Genomic DNA, 17,276 nt, shown 5'->3' with positions numbered 1-17,276 from the left:
TGATTACATGAAGACAAGAATTGCAGAACTGCGTAAGCAGCATAAACTGTCACAGGAAGAGTTGGGACAAATTGTAGGTGTTACCCGGCAAACCATCACTTCTCTAGAAAGGGGAAAATATACGGCTTCCCTTATTCTTGCTTACAAAATTTCTAATTTTTTTGGACTCGCTATTGAAGAAGTTTTTGATTTCAGCGAAGTGGAGGAGATATAAGTGGACAAGTTCAAGATTAAAGTAGAAACTCGCAAAAACGCACTGTCATTGGTAGCCGCTGCTACGATATTGATCTATGTAGGACTTATATTTTACAGAGGTGGACTACCCGCTCTGCCTAGTTTTATAAAGGGATTTCATACAGGAGCTTTTATCGGGGTTGAAGTGGCCGTCGCTTATTTTCTTGTCAGGTATATAAAAGCCAGCAAAAATGAAGCCGAGCTGAAGAAGCAGTTTATTGAGGAGAATGACGAGCGGAGTGTTACAATACTCCAGAATGCAGGCACACTTAGCGTAGCAATTATTCTTATTAGTCTGGGCATAGCCACCATGATTGCCGGTTTCTTTAATCCCATGATATTTTACACCTTACTAACTTGTTTATTATTTGTTTTAATCGTATTTTTGGCACTATGGATGTATTACGCGAGAAAAATCTAAGAGGCAGGTTCATGATAAAATAGAGTATCTTACTAAATTTGGGGGTGGTGGCGAGATGGCTGAAATTCTTGACAAAGGTCCTTTTTATCATGGGACACGAGCAGATTTGCAGATTGGGGACCTGCTCACAGCCGGCTTTCGCTCGAATTACAATCCGGATGTTGTGATGAATCACATTTATTTTACAGCTTTGCGTGATGGGGCTGGGTTAGCTGCGGAGTTGGCAAAAGGCGGTGGTGAACCGCGCGTGTATCTTGTTGAACCAACAGGGGAATGGGAGAATGACCCAAATGTGACGGATAAGAAATTCCCAGGTAATCCGACGCGATCATATCGCAGCAAAGCCCCACTAAAAGTTGTTGGCGAAGTGAAAGATTGGGTGCGACAAACGCCTGAACAACTCGCAGTTTGGCATAAACGCTTGGCGAAAATAGATAAAGGTGAGATTCTAAATTAGTCTAACTATTAACACATAAAAAGTAGCTCCGAGTAGGTAGATGAAAGGTTACATGAAAAAAAACGTATTCTAGTAATTCATCCCGTTTATGAGACAAGTACCTGTAACTTTGAACCGGGATGTTGTTAAGTCTAGGTTTATCGAAAGTCGCTTTTTTTGGATTTTCGCTAAACGATGTGATTATCCAAGAGTTACGATATAGGTAAATGAGCAAAATTATATACTTGACTCTAAAGTGTAATAGTGGGTATTATTCCCATATATCGATGATTAAGAGAATGGTCTAACGCTATTCGCGCTTCCCATCCTGTGTTATGAACGCGCAGGACTTAGGTCTAGCGCGTTTTTTTATTTTTGTTCAAAAGAAATGGAGGAATGTAAATGGCAATCATGACAGATTCAAGAGGTAACATTTTTTTGGAATTTATTCGTATCGAGTACGATAAGGTCATTACAAGTAAACTGGATGCTCCACTAACACATGCTTAAATTGTGGTAAAGTGCCAAGGAAAGTATCTATTCATGCATAATAAGTGGAGAAAAAACTGGGAACTTCCAGGTGGGATTATTGAAGCTGGAGAGCATGCGGAGCAATGTGTAATTAGAGAATTGTATGAGGAAACCAATCAAATTCTGGATACAGCTGAATTCAAAGGGCTAATGAAGTTTAGACTCCAGCCAAGTTTTCATGGACCGGAACGAATAGAGTGTGGAGCTCTGTTCATGGGTGAACTGTGCCGACTTGAAGATTTTGTTGAAAACGATGAAGCTTCTTCAATAATCCTTTGGGATGGCACATCCGAGATTGGTGATATCGCAGAAATAGATAGGAAGTTAATTGAATTCGTGTGATACATGATTGAACTAAGAGTAAGCAATATTGCAGGGAAATCAATGAACGTATTGAGCAACCCTCTCCATATATCATTCGTTAGAGTATGAGGGGTGATTACTATTAATAAAATGAGTAATAGCATCTTAATGTTGGTCTCAGTGGTATTCATGATGTTATCCGGTTGTTCATCAACAGAGAAACTTGAAGATACAGTTACTAAACGTGTAGTCGCATCTGATTTTGTTCTCGAAGTCACAACACCAACTGTTATAGGCACGGGTGAGACAATGAAAGTAAAAGGGACTTTAGAATATACAGGTATCAAACCCGTTGAAGTTACCCATGGAAAACCAATCATTCGTTTTTTCTTTTCCGGTAGTGAGGAGGAACGCAGCTATGCGGATGTGGGGTACTATACTGAGTTTAAGACAGGTCAAGTAGTTGAGGTTGAAGATGAATTCATGGTAAGCAAAAAAGGGAAACAAAATCTCTATGTGGATATGACTGCGGATATCGCATTAGCCATGGATCCGATTGAAATTATTTTGAAGTAATCATGCACCCTTTCAATTGATAAAAAAACCTCCCGTCCCGCAGAACATCTGGGATTGGGAGGTTTTGATTATCGTGCTTTATGCAAGGTTTATCGCACCAGCCATCCGGTGGGTTGAGGAGCAATATCAGCGGTATCTCGTAAATCATGGACTTTAACGTTGCTGCCATAGATCATGGAATCACTGCTCAGTCGGAACGAAGGGAAACTATGCTCGGATTGCAGACGCAGACAATTTTCGAAGTAAATCTGCTGCTGTTTGTTGATGACAAATGGAAGCGAACCCGCTTCTATGGTAACATCATCGCTATCCGGTTCGTTTAAGATCAGAAGTACCGCAATTCCGTCACAACCGCATCCATCGGTATCATAAAACAATTTGAAATAGCCTGGTCGATCTCCCAGCTTTTCAGTAAGTCTTGCTTCTGCCAGCGGACTGACTTGAATGATCATGACGTCGTTCACACTCCTCTAATCTCCATTGAATTCGCTTACATTTTAATATATGGACCACGAATGCAGATTAGAAGGTAAAATAAAGGAAAAGGAGGCATGTCCCATGAGAATCGTAACGTTGGACGATCAGCCGATGGAACACTTCACCTATCTGAATACCATCTCCGGGGGAGAGGTGGTCGAAGCCCAACTACCCATGTATCATGGCACAGTCTCGGGGCTGCCCGATGGAGTGGATGCACTCATTGTGACCTCGGATCTGCAAGGAGTTGTGCCTGCTACGGAGCGGAGTAAAGATGCCAACTTTGGCGGAGCGACGGCTTCTAATGAAGAGACGTACAACAGCGTTAAAACGAATGCCGAAGTGGATAGCAACCCTATGCAAAGTACCTCTGAGGATCAACTTCTTGGCGAAGTCCTGCCTGCTTACGTCCGGTTGTTGCTGGAAGTGGAGTGGCCTGAGCTTGATCCGGAACGTATAGGCGTGTTGATGTGTGGAGACCTGTATGCCCTGCGCGGGAAAAGGGGAGCCAGCGGCAATCCGGTACCCGTCTGGCTCGCCTTCAGGGCAGCCTTCGGCTGGGTTGCCGGCGTGCACGGCAACCACGATCTCACCGATGAGGCAGATGCTCATCGGTTGCACAGCGTCGAGGGCATCCATGCCATGGATGGCCCAGACGCAATGATCAACGCTGGCCCCCCAACGGGTGGCCCTGCGCCAAGTGCCGCCCAACCCAGCCAGCTGCGCATCGCGGGCCTGGGCGGCATCATCGGCAGGCCGGACAAGCCGGGCCGGCTGCCGGCAGAGCAGTACCTGCAATCCGTACGCAAGCTGCTGAAGCAGCAGCCGGATTGCTTGCTTTTGCATCAAAGCCCGGGCATCGCCGAGCTTGGGCTTAGGGGTGAACCGCTCATCCGGCAAGCCCTGGAGGCCGGGCCGGAGACGGTGGTGTTCAGCGGACATACCCATTGGGATATGTCGCTGGTTGAGCTGAGCAATGGCACACAGATTGTGAATGCCGACAGCAAGCTGTTTATTTGGACACGTTAAGTGACGGTTGACGGAGGCGAAGCTTACTTTTTTCCCGGTGTCTTGGTAAAGCTTCTCCTCCTGTCTTCACAGCCCCTCAATGGAACCCATTTCATCGCCATTCCTTATCTGGTATGATAAGCAGGGAAAATAGGGAAAATTAGAGAAAAAGGAAGGTTCCGCTATGACACCGATCACCATATACGACATCGCCAAAGAAGCAAACGTATCTGTAGCGACAGTCTCCCGGGTGCTGAATGATACGGCACCTGTGCGTGCAAGCACCCGAGAGAAGATTATGTCCATCATCGAAAAACACCAGTTTCAGCCCAATGCGCAAGCGCGCAGTCTGATCAAGAAAGAGACGGGTACCATCGCCATCATCCTGCCGGACATTACGAATCCCTTTTTCCCGGAAGTCTTCTGGGGCGCGGAGAATGAAGCTCGCGGGTTAGGATACACGTTCTTTCTCTGCAATACCGCAGGCGACTACAACAGGGAATCTGAATATTTGTCCATCTTGCGAGAAAAGCGGGTAGACGGGATTATTTTTCTCGGCGGGCGAATCAACATGCAAGTCTGTCCGGATGACATGGCGCAGGAATTGATTGATATGGGCAAACGCATGCCGATCGTGCTGGTCAATGGCAATATTGCCAAAGGCGGGTTCCACCGGGTGTATACCGATGAAGGAGCAGGGGCGGCCCTTGCAGCTGAGCATTTGCTTGAACTGGGGCATCGTGATATCGCCTTTGTCGGCGGGCTGAAAGAGTTATCCACCACCATGGTCAAGGTCAGAGCGGTGCAGAAGAAACTTCGGGAGCATGGGCTCGAAATACCGAAAGAACGGCAGCTGCTCGGAAGTTTCTCCATCGACGATGGCAAAAGGGAAATGTCCAAACTGCTGGATCGAGACAATCCGCCAACTGCAGTCTTATGTGTGAATGACAACACAGCCATTGGTGCGATCAAGTCGACGATTGAGCACGGGCTCTCCATTCCGAAGGATATATCCATTGTGGGTTTTGATGATACACCTCTCGCCAGTGCGGTTATACCGGAACTGACGACCGTATCCCAGAACACATATCAGCTTGGCAAACAGGCTGTGGACGTGCTGCATGAGCTGATTAACCAAGGCAAACCGAAGAAGCAGATTATTCTGCGACCGGAGCTAATAGTGCGTCAAAGTACAGGACCTGCTGCAAGATAAAGGGCCTGTAATTGGAAAAGAAAGCGTTGACATTTCCTCGAAGGGTGAAATATAATGAGTGCGTGAATGAAACCCCTTTCATAAAGTGGAACGGGTTTTATGTTTCAGCTTAATGAAACCCATTTCATGAAACGGGTTTCAGTGTGGTCATCCATTCATTAGTTCAAGGGGGCGTAACGTATGAGAAGAAGTCTAAAGGTCATTTCGTTATTGATGTTGGTCATGGTAATGGGTCTGACAGCCTGTAGCAGTAAAAGTGGTTCCTCCGGCGAGTCCGGTGGCAAGGTAGATTTGAGTATGACGATCTGGGGTTCGGAGGATGAGAAGAAAATTTATCAGGAACGACTCGATATTGTGAAGCAGACGTATCCCGATATTAATGTGAAACTCAACGTGGTTGCAGGAGATTATGACCAGAAGGTACAGACCATGATCGCCGGAGGAACGGCACCTGACATTATGATGATTGCCGAGAACTATCAGGCCTACGCCTCCAAGAATCAGATTATACCGCTGGATGACATGATCAAGGCGAACAATGTGAACATGTCAGAGCGTTATTCCGATGATATTGCGAACCTGATGAAGTATGATGGCAAGCAATTCGGTTTGCCGGATCGTGCAGGCGCGATGGTCCTCTTTTATAACAAAGATCTGTTTGACAAAGCCGGGGTGGAATACCCAACCAAAGATTGGACGCAGGACGATCTGATGGCAGCGGCTCAGAAGCTGACGGTGAAAGAGAATGGCAAAACAGTTCAGTGGGGCTACTATCCAGGTAGCTGGTGGCCACAATGGATGCAGCTCATCTACCAGAATGGTGGTTCGTTGTTTGATGAGAGTGGCAAACCAACTTTCGATACGGAGCCAGTGCGTAAAGCACTGCAATTCATGAATGATCTGACCTTCACCCACGGTGCAGGACCAACGCCAACTGAGATTGCCGACATGGGGAATATCGGAGCCGATCCGCTATTTGCACAAGGCAAGATCGCCATGGAAACAACCGGTTTCTGGAACATTGGTTCACTCGCTAAGGTCGAAGGCATCAACTGGGATATCTCACCGGTATGGGGCGAAACGAACGCATTCTTCAACGGTTTAACGATTACCAACGCTTCCAAACACAAGGAAGAGGCATTCAAAGTCATTGAAGCACTGACGACACCAGAAGCACAGATGCCAATGGTCAAAGCCGGTCAGGATGCTCCCGCAACCAAAGCCGGTCTGTCCAGTGATGAATTCCTGAATGCTGAATATGGCGGCAAGAAAATCAACATGGCTGCGTTCAGTGAATCAACGATCTATGCAGAACCGTTCAATCCGCAATGGAACGAAATGATGAAGCTGATTAACGACAAGCTGGGTGTGTACTTCAACAACAAAGCTTCACTTGATGATACCGTTACTGAAATCCAAAGTGGACTGGAAAGACTCTACAAATAGAGGTTGTTCAAATAGCATCGACAGGAGGACAGGTGGAATTCGGCATGATTGCGGGTTCCATCTGCTCTCTGCGTCATGGGAGGGCTTAACGTGAGAAAAAAGGACGGGAAATGGTTCTACATCTTCATCTCGCCTTGGCTGATCGGGTTCCTGGGGCTGACCCTGGGTCCGATCCTGTTTTCCATCTATATGAGCTTCACAAATTGGGATCTGTTCCAGTCCCCTGAATTCATCGGTATCGACAATTACAAAACGTTGCTGACCGATGATCCGATCTTCTGGAAATCCGTCGGCAATACATTCTTCTATGCGCTGATATCCATTCCACTGGGCATGTCGATCTCGCTCTGGATTGCATATTACCTGAACAAGAAGATCAAAGGGATTACTTTCTTCCGGATTCTATTCTACCTGCCTTCCGTCGTTCCGGTGGTTGCAAGTTCATTACTCTTCATTCACTTGCTTGCACCGACGGAAGGATTGATCAACCAGGCACTCGCGATCTTTGGTATTGAGGGTCCTGCCTGGCTTCTTGATCCCAACTGGGTTAAGCCTGCATTGATTCTCATGTCCTTATGGGGTGTAGGAGGCGGCGTGGTATTGCTGCTTGCAGGGATGAAAGGCATTCCGCAGGAACTGTACGAGGCCGCAGCCATCGATGGTGCGAAAAGCACACAATCGTTCTTCCATATTACATTCCCGATGCTGACTCCCGTTATTTTCTTCAATCTCGTGACCGGCATGATCGGGGCGCTCCAGACCTTCGCGCAGGTCTTCATCGTCACTGCCGGAGGACCTGATAATTCAAGTCAGATGGTCGTTCCTTACCTGTTCCAGAATGCATTCCAGTTCTACAAAATGGGATATGCATCGGCGATTGCCTGGGTACTATTCATCATCATCATGGCGTTGACACTGGTTGTATTCCGTTCATCGGCGCTATGGGTGCACTACGAGGAGGGAAAAGCCAATGAGTAATCCATCGACTGTGGAGAAGACGATATCCTATATTTTTCTGATTCTGGTCGGGGTGCTGCTTGCTTCACCTTTCCTGTACATGATCTCCATTGCACTGGCAAGTGACGCAACAACCGTCAAATCAGCTTTTACCTTCGTTCCAATGGAGTTCCAGTGGTCGAACTTTTATACGATTTTCACGAATAACAATCTCGGAACGTATCTCAAAAACTCAGTCATTATTACCATCTTTACGATTGTTGGATCGGTATTGTCAGCTTCCATCGTGTCTTACGGCTTTGCCCGAATCAAAGCGAAAGGCAGCCGTTTCCTGTTTATCGTGTTGCTCAGTACGATGATGATTCCGGGTGAGGTGACGATGGTACCGCAGTTCATCATCTTCCGTCATCTGGACTGGATTAATACATTCTACCCGCTGATCGTACCGAGCTTCTTCGCCGGAGCGTTCAACGTATTCCTGATTCGGCAGTTTGTCATGAGTATCCCCAAATCACTGGATGAAGCCGCCATGATTGACGGCATGGGACATCCGGGGATCTATTGGAAGATTATTATGCCACTAACTTATCCGATTCTGGCGGCTATTGCGATCTTCTCATTCTCCTATAACTGGGGGAACTTCATGGGGCCGCTCATCTATATCAATGACCCGGAGAAAATGCCGCTTGCACTCGGTGTGCAGCTGTTGACTACAGTAGGTGGCGGACAGATGCCGCCATGGAACCTCGTGATGATTGCCTCCCTGTTCCTCACCATTCCGATGGTACTGGTATATCTGTTCGGACAACGTTATGTCTATGAAGCGAACATTAGCGGCGGAAGCAGCGGGATCAAGTAACAGGAGATGTGCAGTGTGTGTATGCATTGAACCTGTTGTTCAAGGTGAATGAAGTCATTAACGTACATGGAGAAAGGATTGTTTAGCCCATGGCGCATAAAGAACAACGCAGCAGGAGCAAACGGAGTTATATCCTCATGGGTGTAGCCCTGGTTGCCCTGCTGGCAGGAGGAGGAATTGTTATCAATCATTTTGCCAATGAATCATCCAAAACACTTGTATTCCAAGAGGAACCTGTACGTCTGAAGTTGGATCAGTCCTACGATCATTTTGAAGGTTGGGGCACATCACTTGCTTGGTGGGCCAACGATCTTGGGGGATGGAAGGATCAGGCGAAAGTGAGTGAAGTGATGGATCTGGTCTTTGATCCGGAGAAAGGCTTAGGTCTGAACATCGTTCGGTACAATATCGGCGGTGAGGAAAATCCGGAGATGAAAGCCCTTCGTCCCGGTGGGGACGTACCCGGCTTCCAGCCTGAACCTGGAGAGTGGGACTGGGAGGCCGATGCAGGCCAGCGTGCTGTATTACAGGGATCGATGGAGCGCGGGGTGAATATTGCGGAAGCCTTCTCCAATTCACCACCCTACTGGATGACTATTAGTGGATCGGTCACTGGAGCCGTGGATGGCGGCAATAACCTGCGTGACGACCAGTATGATGCGTTTGCCGATTATCTGACGGAAGTTGTGAAGCATTATCGGGATGAGTGGGGGATTACTTTCCGCACCCTGAATCCGCTCAATGAACCTTCCTCCGACTGGTGGAAGAAAGGCAATATGCAGGAAGGCAGTCATTTTACCAATGAGAAGCAGGCCGAGATTATCAAAAAAGTCGCTGCATCGCTGAAGAGCAAAGGGCTGGATGGAACCGTCATTAGTGCCGCAGACGATAACAGCATTGATGAGACGGTGTTCAATTTCAATCTCTATGACCAGGACACACTGGACGTAATCCAGCAGATCAATACCCATTCCTATAATGGTAGCAAAATGGAAGAGCTGCGCACGCTGGCAGAAGGCCATGGCAAGAAGCTGTGGATGTCCGAGTACGGAACAGGCGGCAGCGAGCCGCACAGTCATGAGGACATGACCTCAGTGCAGGAACTCGCAGAGCGCATCATGTTCGATCTGAAAATCATGCAGCCATCCGCCTGGGTATACTGGCAGGCCGTTGAAGATGAAGGCGCCAATAATAACTGGGGCTTCATTCACGCCAATTTTAACGGAGAAGAGCAGTATGAGATGACCAAACAGTACTATGGCATGGCCCAGTTTACGAAGTTCATTCGTCCTGGCACGACGATTATTCCAACGGATGGTGGGCGTACGCTGGCTGCCTTTGACGCAGAACGTCAACGACTGGTGCTGGTGATTCGTAACGAATTGTCGGCTGGAACAACGGCGTTTGAACTGGAAGGGTATGCGTATGGAAAATCATCCACCGCGCAGGTGTATCAGACTTCACCGGATCGGAACATGGAACAGCTTGAAGACATTCCGGTGTATGCCAACGGACTTGAAGTGCCTACGGCAGACAATTCCATTACAACCGTAGTACTGGAAGGCGTAACGTTGCAGGCGAAGTAATAACAGCGATCAGAAGGTTATTCTGTCATCGTAGCCCCAGTGTAAATGGTCATTTAGTTCAACGGATTTGTTTTGCCTTATATTTTTAAAAAAGTCATGGGACATATGAAACTATATAAATTGAATTAAACATTTACACCAAACGGAGAGGACAGAAAAAACCTGAAGAAGCGAAGCGCTCGCCTAGAAGCTTTCTGCAAGAAAGCTACATCGGAAGCATACGCTTTCCCCTGATTTTCCCCTTTGAGAAAAGAAAATCAAAAAATCTGGGGATAACAGCGATCGGAAGGTTATTCTGTCATCGAAGTGCGCAGTGTAAATAAGCTTTAGTTCAATTTATATAAATACAGAGAAGGAGGGGATATTTTTGACAGAGAACACATCCCTTTTGCTTGAGGAACAGGAGAAGAACATCGCCAGGGCTGAGAATGGTGTTCAATCCGAATTAACATATGATGCACGCAGTTTTTTCCTGAACGGAGAGCGAGTATTTCTGAACAGTGCCACGATCCATTATTTCCGCATGCCGAAGGAGGAATGGCGTGAGGTTCTGCTGAAGGCGAAGCTGGCAGGTATGAACTGTATCGACACCTACTTTGCGTGGAACGTGCATGAACCGGAAGAAGGACAGTGGTCCTTTGAAGGGGACAACGATTGTGGGGCTTTTCTGGATCTGTGCGCAGAACTGGGCATGTGGGTCATCGCGCGTCCGGGTCCGTTTATCTGTGCGGAATGGGATTTTGGCGGTTTTCCATACTGGCTTGGTACGAAGGACGGTGTGAAGTTCCGGGAGAATAATAAGACGTATCTGCACTATGTGAGTTTGTATTTTGACCGGATTGTGCCGATCATTCGGGAGCGCCAGTTATCTGCCGGGGGCACGGTCATTCTCGTCCAAGTGGAGAATGAGTATGAGTACCTGATGGATGACGCCGCCGCAAGTGAACATATGATTACGCTGAGGGATGGATTGTTGCAACGTGGCATTGACGCTACGCTGATTACATGCGTTGGCGGGGCGGAAGGCACGATTGAAGGGGCTAATTTCTGGTCGGGTGCTGACGGGCATTATGAGAAACTTCGAGCCAAACAGCCGGACACCCCGAAGATGGTCACGGAATTCTGGACCGGATGGTTCGAGAATTGGGGAGGGCCTTCGGCTATTCAGAAGACGGCGCCTTTGCTGGAACGACGCATCATGGAGATTCTGCGTGCCGGGTATACCGGAATCAGCTATTACATGTTCTACGGCGGCACGAACTTTGGTGGATATGGCGGAAGAACGATGGGTAGCAGTGACATTTTCATGATTACGTCTTATGACTATGATGCACCGCTAAACGAATATGGTCGGGTGACACCGAAATATGCGGTAACCAAAAATCTGTCTTACTTCGTCCATGCTTTCGGGGCCTTTCTGATGGAAACAGAGGAAATTCCAGAAGAACAGATCGTTGTACGTCATCCTGAAGGCTTATCTGTACGAGGCAGACAGGCGGACAACCAGAAGATTTGGTTCTTGGAGAGTCACAAGGATGAACGCGAGACGATGCACATTACGCTTGAAGAAGGGCGTACTCTTCCCGTATCGCTGAATCCGGGACAGATTGTTCCATTGCTGGATCGAGTACAGATTGCGGATCAGGTATACCTGACTGCGGGCACGATGATTACAGGCAATGAAATGATCAACGGAGAATTGAACCTGTTCATCGTGGCCCCAGCAGGCCAGCGTTCCATAGTTGAATTGGAAGCCGTGGACTTGAACGTCATGGACAGTTCGGTGCAAGTGCTGGTCGAGCATGATTCAGCAAGGAACGTACACCGCTTCGACCTGTTCCATTTCCAGGAGCCTGGAATGATCCAACTGGAAGCAAACGGCACACCGATCCGTTTCGTCATTCTGGATCAAGAGATGATGAATCGAACATGGCGATTGGAAGCAACCAATCAGAAGGGACTACGTTATGCAATCGGGTTCGATGACGTGGACGTGTTACCATCGGGTCAGGTGAAGGGCATGATCACGGATCCGGATCGCACGATTACGCTGCTTGGTGACTGGACAGATGGAGAACGGACATTAACAGGTCACGAATTCTTTGCCAGCGAGGAGTCTATTGCAGATATACAGCAGCAGCTTGCGTGGAGATCACCGAGTGCGCCGACGTTATCTGCTTCGCCTGAGCTGTCTCGTATTACGTTAACGGCGATGCAACGCTCGGCGAGTGGACAACCGGAAGACTTTTCCCGGTATGGACAAGATTTTGGTTATCTATTGTACGAATGCGATTTCGAGAGTGCAACCGAAGGGATGACCAGTCTCATTTTGCCAGATATTCAGGATACCGCCAGGATTATTGTCAATGGAGTACAACAGGTACTAGTTCGTCAGGTAGGTGCCGCAGGAGTTCAGTTGCAAGTAGTCCAAGGGAAGAACACACTTCAGATTCTGGTGCAGCATATGGGCAGATTGAACTTCTCTCCGTATTTGGGTGAGAGCAAAGGTCTGGCTGGTGCGGTGTATCTGGGTGGCCAGGTTCAGGATATTCGTCGCGATTGGCATATGGAGAGTGGACTTGTGCATCTCGATGAGGTGAACGCTATACATGGGGCGCCACTTCTGAGCAGAAGCTTTAAGCTGGATGGCATGGATCGGGCGATACTGGTGGGTGCCTTGAGCAAAGGTCTTCGTATCAATGGCATCGAAGTTTCGATGGAGGGATATCAGGATTGGTTTGCCTTCCAGACACTAGACATTTCCTTGTATATCAAGCCCGGAGAGACGAATACACTGGAAATGCCGTATAGCCGTTCCTCACTGAACCGACTGGAACTGATCACGTATCCAAGTCAGGGAGAACTGAAGGATTGGCGTATGGCAGGAACGGATGCCTTACTTCCGGAACAATGGGAGAGCACTGAAACAGGGCAAGAACTGGCTCAACTTAGCGTACAGGGGTCCATCCTGCGTACGGCACAGTCTGGTGTCGCCAAAAGTGGCAATGGGAATGCCAACCCGGTGACCTATACCTCAGACGGTGGAGGCTCAAGTGCTGCGGTGAGCGAGAAAGCTCAGCCCACATCTAATGCTCCTCAAGCACAAGGCTTGCATGGTCAGCCTGTCTGGTACCGTTGGCACTTCACCAAGCCTGTAGTATCCGAGCATCATAAGGTGAACTTGATGCTTCGTCTGACCGGAATGAGCAAAGGAACCATTCACCTGAATGGCCATCATCTGGGCCGTTACTGGCAGATTGGTCCACAAGAGGATTACAAGATCCCGGTAGCTTGGTTACAGGAAGAGAATGAATTGCTTGTGTTCGATGAAGAAGGCAGAACACCAACACATGTACGTTTCCTGCTGGATGCATTATCCCGTTATCCGTGGGTTATGGTGGAGTAGTTCATGTATTAGTCGGTAGTTGTCTTACCCATATCGAACTATGGCGGGGAACGATAATTGAACCGGAAGAGTTCAAGTTGGAGCATTTTTTAGAGAAGTAAATTAGGTCGGAAAGCAGCATCACATACCGCATAAGTTTACCTTTTTATCGCAACCATACCACCTCATTTTCTTAGCCCAATTTACCTGAGTTTGTGAGTCATCTGATTCAGTCCTCTGAGTGAATTAGGCTAAGGGAATTGGGGAACTATGGTTATCAGATTTTTACAATAAGCGAGATAAACATTGCAACTTTAATTTTGTAACCGTTTACATAAAAAATGATTGTTCATCCATGATCTGTGAAGGGAGTGATGCTTCATGTAATTGGAATTTGAACAGTAGTCCGTAAGATTGTTAAGTCTAATTCATTATTTCATTCGATCATGGATAAGGAGATGACCTGATGTTAACGAAGAGGAAAGACAGAGCAAGAGGACCTAGCGTTTTCAAGGCTGGAATGATCCTTCTGCTTGGAACATTACTTCTATTAACGATGTTATTCCCCAATACAGCGAGAGCGGCGACAAGTGTCTATACGATATCCGCCTTCACGAACACAAGTGAGTCCAATATGTATATCTACGAATCCTATAATGCAACACATTATGGTTTGCTAAAAGGGCCAGCCTATACACCTCCGGCCAATCTGATTCGCGATCCCAGCATCATGAAACACACCGATGGTCTGTATTACGTCGTCTACACCACGAATTGGTCGGGTAACACCATAGGCATCGCTTTCAGCCCCGACAAAGTGAACTGGACATTTGTTCGTAACATTACTTTATCCACACCTGCCACAATCGCACACACCTGGGCACCGGAATGGTTCAAAGACAGCAACGGCAGTCTGAACGTTATCGTGTCCCTCTCACCAGGCAACTATGAGAATTTCAAACCTTATGTCATTACCGCTTCAGGCAGCAATTTAGCATCTACCTCATGGTCTGCACCTACTGAACTGGCAGGCATTGCTCCTAATTATATCGACACTTTTATTGTGAAGACAGGTTCTACCTATCATGCTTTTACCAAAAATGAGACCACTAAATACATCGAATATGCGACTTCCACTTCGCTAAAGGGTCCTTATACTTTCAAAGGTACAGGAGATTGGGCAGGTTGGGGATCTTGGGTTGAAGGCCCCGCGCTTGTTCAGCTGGATAATGGCTCCTGGCGAATCTACTTTGACGGCTATGCGACACAAAAATATTACTACAGCGACTCTGCTGACAATTTCCAGACTTGGAGTACCAAGCAAGAGATTGCGGGTCTTACCGGACTGGTCCGGCATATGACCGTATTGAAAGAGTCCGGACAGCCGGGTGATATCCGCAAGTTGGAGTCATTCAATGTACCGGGAAGCTTCATTCGTCATTACAACTATCAGGCACGGATCGACGCCAATGTGAGTCCGGCGGAAGATGCACAATTCCGTATTGTTCCCGGGCTGGCGAATGCAACAGGCATTTCGTTTGAGTCCATGAATTATCCGGGTTATTTCCTGCGCAATACTAATGGCAACATTACACTCGTGAAAAATGACGGCAGCGCTACCTTCCGAAATGACGCCACGTTCAAACGTGTCAATGGACTTGCTAACACCAGTTGGACATCGTATGCCTCGTTTAGTGACCCGAACCTGTATCTGAGACATTACAACAATGTGCTGAAATTAGAAGCTGTCGTTACTGCCCTCGATAAGTCAGACGCGACCTTCCGAGAGGTCGCACAATAATAGGTCGTCGTTTTCTAAGTTAAACTATACATTTACACGATAACGGAGAGGTCAGAAATAACTTGAAGAAGCGAAGCGTGCGCGTTTATCCCCGGATTTTCCCTTTAAAGAATAATTAAAAATCTGGGGATAACAGCGATCGGAAAGTTGTTCTGACATCGGAGTGCAAGTGTAAATCACAAGGAGTGAAGTGGATGAAGTGGTTAAAACGAATGAGCTCGCTGCTGCTGGCAGGAAGTCTGCTAACAAGTAGTCTGGGACTAGGTTCAGAAGTGTCTGCTGCTGGAGCATACACGGCTGTTGCCGATCCATCGAAGCAATATCAGACGATGGAAGGATGGGGAACATCCCTCGCGTGGTGGGGCAAAGTGATTGGAGAATATTCCAATCGGGATGAGTATGTAGAGAAAATGTTCAACGCGAATACCGGACTGGGGCTGAACATCCTGCGGTATAACATTGGAGGCGGGGATAATCCATCTTCCAATATCCTTGAATATCGCAAAGCCGTTCCTGGTTATCAGCCTTCTCCCGGCGTGTATGACTGGAATGCAGATGCAAACCAACGATATATGCTGCAAGCTGCCAAAGCGCAAGGCGTAAATATCATCGAAGCTTTTGCCAATTCCGCACCTTACTGGATGACGATCAGTGGCAATGTATCCGGTTCGGCGAGTGGTGGAAACAACCTCAAGCCCGATTACTATGATGATTTTGCCGATTACTTAACCGAGGTTGTGAAGCATTTTCGGGATAACTGGGGAATCACATTTGATAGTGTAACTCCACTGAATGAACCGATCTCAACGTGGTGGAAGCAGGGCAACGACCAGGAGGGCATGCACTTTGACCGGGCGGATCAGAACACCATTCTGAGTCAGCTACAAGCTTCTTTGAATGCGAAGGGCCTGTCCACGAAGCTGAGCGCACCGGAAGAATACAGTATCGATGATACCAATGTGTCGTTCAACAGCTACAGCAATGCGGTTAAATCAGCGATTACTCAAATCAATACCCATACGTATGGTGGAAGCAATCGTACGGCTTTGCGCAACACAGCGACTTCTGCGGGCAAACATCTGTGGACCTCGGAATATGGCGATGGGGATGCAAGTGGACTTACGATGTCACGTACCATCCTCAAGGATATTCGCAATATGGGCGCAAGTGGATGGGTATATTGGCAAGCCGTGGATAGTGCTGACGGATGGGGATTCTTCAAGAACGTGTTGAACAATACGCAAACGACCAGCTACACCGTGAACCAAAAATATTATGTCATGGGCAACTACAGCAAATTTATTCGTCCCGGATACAAGATTATCGGCATGAGTGATGCCAACACCCTTGCGGCTTATGATGCAGCTTCCGGCAAAGTCGTGTTGGTCACGACCAATTCGGAATCGACGGATACAACGGTAACCTATGATCTCAGTCGTTTTACGAACACAGGCGCGTCTGCTCAGGTATATCGGACCTCTTCGACTGAGAAGTTGCAGCAACTGACCAATATTTCGGTGCAAAACAAAACCTTTACGGCTACGGCCAAGGCTAACTCGGTCACAACTTACGTCATTTCCGGTGCATCTTATAATGGGGGTACAGGATATGAAGCCGGCGCCATCTACAAATTAATCAACCGCAACAGCGGACTTGCACTTGATGTAAACGGTGCTTCTACTACGGGTGGGGCAACGATCATTCAGTGGAATGATAACGGAGCAGCCAACCAACAATGGAAGCTGGAGTCAGCTGGTAATGGATATTACAACATCCGTAATGTAGGCAGCGGGCTCTTGTTAGACGTGAATTCGAGTTCCACACAAGGTGGAGCCGCTCTGATTCAGTGGCAGGATAACGGGGGCGACAATCAGCAATGGCTGCCCATTGATGTGGGAGGATATGTGGTGCTTGCGAATCGTAACAGCGGCCTGACGGTGGATATCAATCAAGGGTCTCTGACCGCAGGTGCCTCTACCATTCAGTGGGCCGACAATGGCGGAGCCAATCAGCAATGGAGACTCGTCAAAGTGAATTAGACTT

Annotated in this window: 15 protein-coding genes; 14 read left to right on the top strand and 1 reads right to left on the bottom strand. The window is 47.7% G+C overall.

The window, feature by feature from the left end; genetic code table 11:
* The first annotated feature begins 7 nt into the window (after nucleotides 1-7).
* The 5 genes from MKX40_RS23095 to MKX40_RS23075 all read left to right on the top strand — a co-directional run bounded on the left by MKX40_RS23095 (nucleotide 8) and on the right by MKX40_RS23075 (nucleotide 2,501).
* Nucleotides 8-214, top strand: a complete 207-nt coding sequence (locus MKX40_RS23095) for a helix-turn-helix transcriptional regulator (RefSeq protein WP_339236614.1) — start codon at nucleotides 8-10, stop codon at nucleotides 212-214.
* Nucleotides 215-655, top strand: a complete 441-nt coding sequence (locus MKX40_RS23090) for a hypothetical protein (RefSeq protein WP_339236612.1) — start codon at nucleotides 215-217, stop codon at nucleotides 653-655. It abuts the gene before it with no gap.
* Nucleotides 656-710: 55 nt separating this feature from the next.
* Nucleotides 711-1,112: an NAD(+)--rifampin ADP-ribosyltransferase gene (arr, locus tag MKX40_RS23085; RefSeq protein WP_339236610.1), complete on the top strand. Its 402-nt coding sequence runs from the start codon at nucleotides 711-713 to the stop codon at nucleotides 1,110-1,112.
* 522 nt (nucleotides 1,113-1,634) lie between these two features.
* Nucleotides 1,635-1,964: an NUDIX domain-containing protein gene (locus MKX40_RS23080; RefSeq protein ID WP_339236609.1), complete on the top strand. Its 330-nt coding sequence runs from the start codon at nucleotides 1,635-1,637 to the stop codon at nucleotides 1,962-1,964.
* A 93-nt stretch (nucleotides 1,965-2,057) separates the two neighbouring features.
* Nucleotides 2,058-2,501 carry a hypothetical protein gene (locus MKX40_RS23075; RefSeq protein ID WP_339236606.1) on the top strand — a complete coding sequence of 148 codons (444 nt, stop codon included), beginning with the start codon at nucleotides 2,058-2,060 and terminating at the stop codon, nucleotides 2,499-2,501.
* A gap of 89 nt (nucleotides 2,502-2,590) precedes the next feature.
* On the opposite strand, the gene MKX40_RS23070 is transcribed toward MKX40_RS23075, so the two are convergent.
* A complete protein-coding gene (locus tag MKX40_RS23070) occupies nucleotides 2,591-2,953 on the bottom strand; it encodes an iron-sulfur cluster biosynthesis family protein (RefSeq protein ID WP_339236604.1) in 363 nt (120 codons plus the stop codon).
* A gap of 106 nt (nucleotides 2,954-3,059) precedes the next feature.
* Between MKX40_RS23070 and MKX40_RS23065 the strand changes: the two genes are divergently transcribed.
* The 9 genes from MKX40_RS23065 to MKX40_RS23025 all read left to right on the top strand — a co-directional run bounded on the left by MKX40_RS23065 (nucleotide 3,060) and on the right by MKX40_RS23025 (nucleotide 17,272).
* Complete coding sequence (locus tag MKX40_RS23065) at nucleotides 3,060-4,007, top strand: metallophosphoesterase (RefSeq protein WP_339236602.1); 948 nt, start codon at nucleotides 3,060-3,062, stop codon at nucleotides 4,005-4,007.
* 163 nt (nucleotides 4,008-4,170) lie between these two features.
* Nucleotides 4,171-5,199, top strand: a complete 1,029-nt coding sequence (locus MKX40_RS23060) for a LacI family DNA-binding transcriptional regulator (RefSeq protein WP_339236600.1) — start codon at nucleotides 4,171-4,173, stop codon at nucleotides 5,197-5,199.
* A gap of 180 nt (nucleotides 5,200-5,379) precedes the next feature.
* Nucleotides 5,380-6,645: a sugar ABC transporter substrate-binding protein gene (locus tag MKX40_RS23055; RefSeq protein ID WP_339236598.1), complete on the top strand. Its 1,266-nt coding sequence runs from the start codon at nucleotides 5,380-5,382 to the stop codon at nucleotides 6,643-6,645.
* 90 nt (nucleotides 6,646-6,735) lie between these two features.
* Nucleotides 6,736-7,623 (top strand): sugar ABC transporter permease, encoded by an 888-nt coding sequence (locus tag MKX40_RS23050; RefSeq protein WP_307542940.1) that lies wholly within the window; start codon nucleotides 6,736-6,738, stop codon nucleotides 7,621-7,623.
* A complete protein-coding gene (locus MKX40_RS23045) occupies nucleotides 7,616-8,461 on the top strand; it encodes a carbohydrate ABC transporter permease (protein ID WP_036617294.1) in 846 nt (281 codons plus the stop codon). The genes MKX40_RS23050 and MKX40_RS23045 overlap by 8 nt, the downstream gene beginning before the upstream one ends.
* An 89-nt stretch (nucleotides 8,462-8,550) precedes the next feature.
* The gene (locus MKX40_RS23040; protein ID WP_339236594.1) at nucleotides 8,551-10,047 is read left to right on the top strand and encodes a glycoside hydrolase; all 1,497 of its coding nucleotides are present in this window, start codon (nucleotides 8,551-8,553) and stop codon (nucleotides 10,045-10,047) included.
* Between the two features lie 367 nt (nucleotides 10,048-10,414).
* A complete protein-coding gene (locus MKX40_RS23035; protein ID WP_339236592.1) occupies nucleotides 10,415-13,453 on the top strand; it encodes a beta-galactosidase in 3,039 nt (1,012 codons plus the stop codon).
* A gap of 445 nt (nucleotides 13,454-13,898) precedes the next feature.
* Nucleotides 13,899-15,233: a glycoside hydrolase family 43 protein gene (locus MKX40_RS23030; RefSeq protein WP_339236590.1), complete on the top strand. Its 1,335-nt coding sequence runs from the start codon at nucleotides 13,899-13,901 to the stop codon at nucleotides 15,231-15,233.
* 194 nt (nucleotides 15,234-15,427) lie between these two features.
* Complete coding sequence (locus tag MKX40_RS23025) at nucleotides 15,428-17,272, top strand: RICIN domain-containing protein (protein WP_339236588.1); 1,845 nt, start codon at nucleotides 15,428-15,430, stop codon at nucleotides 17,270-17,272.
* Nucleotides 17,273-17,276 lie beyond the last annotated feature (4 nt).

The sequence above is a fragment of the Paenibacillus sp. FSL R5-0517 genome, assembly GCF_037974355.1.
GTDB lineage: Bacteria > Bacillota > Bacilli > Paenibacillales > Paenibacillaceae > Paenibacillus.
The sequence above is the reverse complement of the archived record's forward strand: the minus strand, read 5'-3'. Positions and strand labels throughout refer to the sequence as shown.

Bases quoted from the DNA above. Each gene is read 5' to 3' on its own strand.
- MKX40_RS23095 (WP_339236614.1), top strand. From the start codon at position 8: ATGAAGACAAGAATTGCAGAACTGCGTAAGCAGCATAAACTGTCACAG.
- arr (WP_339236610.1), top strand. From the start codon at position 711: ATGGCTGAAATTCTTGACAAAGGTCCTTTTTATCATGGGACACGAGCA.
- MKX40_RS23080 (WP_339236609.1), top strand. From the start codon at position 1,635: ATGCATAATAAGTGGAGAAAAAACTGGGAACTTCCAGGTGGGATTATT.
- MKX40_RS23070 (WP_339236604.1), bottom strand. From the start codon at position 2,953: ATGATCATTCAAGTCAGTCCGCTGGCAGAAGCAAGACTTACTGAAAAG.
- MKX40_RS23065 (WP_339236602.1), top strand. From the start codon at position 3,060: ATGAGAATCGTAACGTTGGACGATCAGCCGATGGAACACTTCACCTAT.
- MKX40_RS23060 (WP_339236600.1), top strand. From the start codon at position 4,171: ATGACACCGATCACCATATACGACATCGCCAAAGAAGCAAACGTATCT.
- MKX40_RS23055 (WP_339236598.1), top strand. From the start codon at position 5,380: ATGAGAAGAAGTCTAAAGGTCATTTCGTTATTGATGTTGGTCATGGTA.
- MKX40_RS23045 (WP_036617294.1), top strand. From the start codon at position 7,616: ATGAGTAATCCATCGACTGTGGAGAAGACGATATCCTATATTTTTCTG.
- MKX40_RS23040 (WP_339236594.1), top strand. From the start codon at position 8,551: ATGGCGCATAAAGAACAACGCAGCAGGAGCAAACGGAGTTATATCCTC.
- MKX40_RS23030 (WP_339236590.1), top strand. From the start codon at position 13,899: ATGTTAACGAAGAGGAAAGACAGAGCAAGAGGACCTAGCGTTTTCAAG.
- MKX40_RS23025 (WP_339236588.1), top strand. From the start codon at position 15,428: ATGAAGTGGTTAAAACGAATGAGCTCGCTGCTGCTGGCAGGAAGTCTG.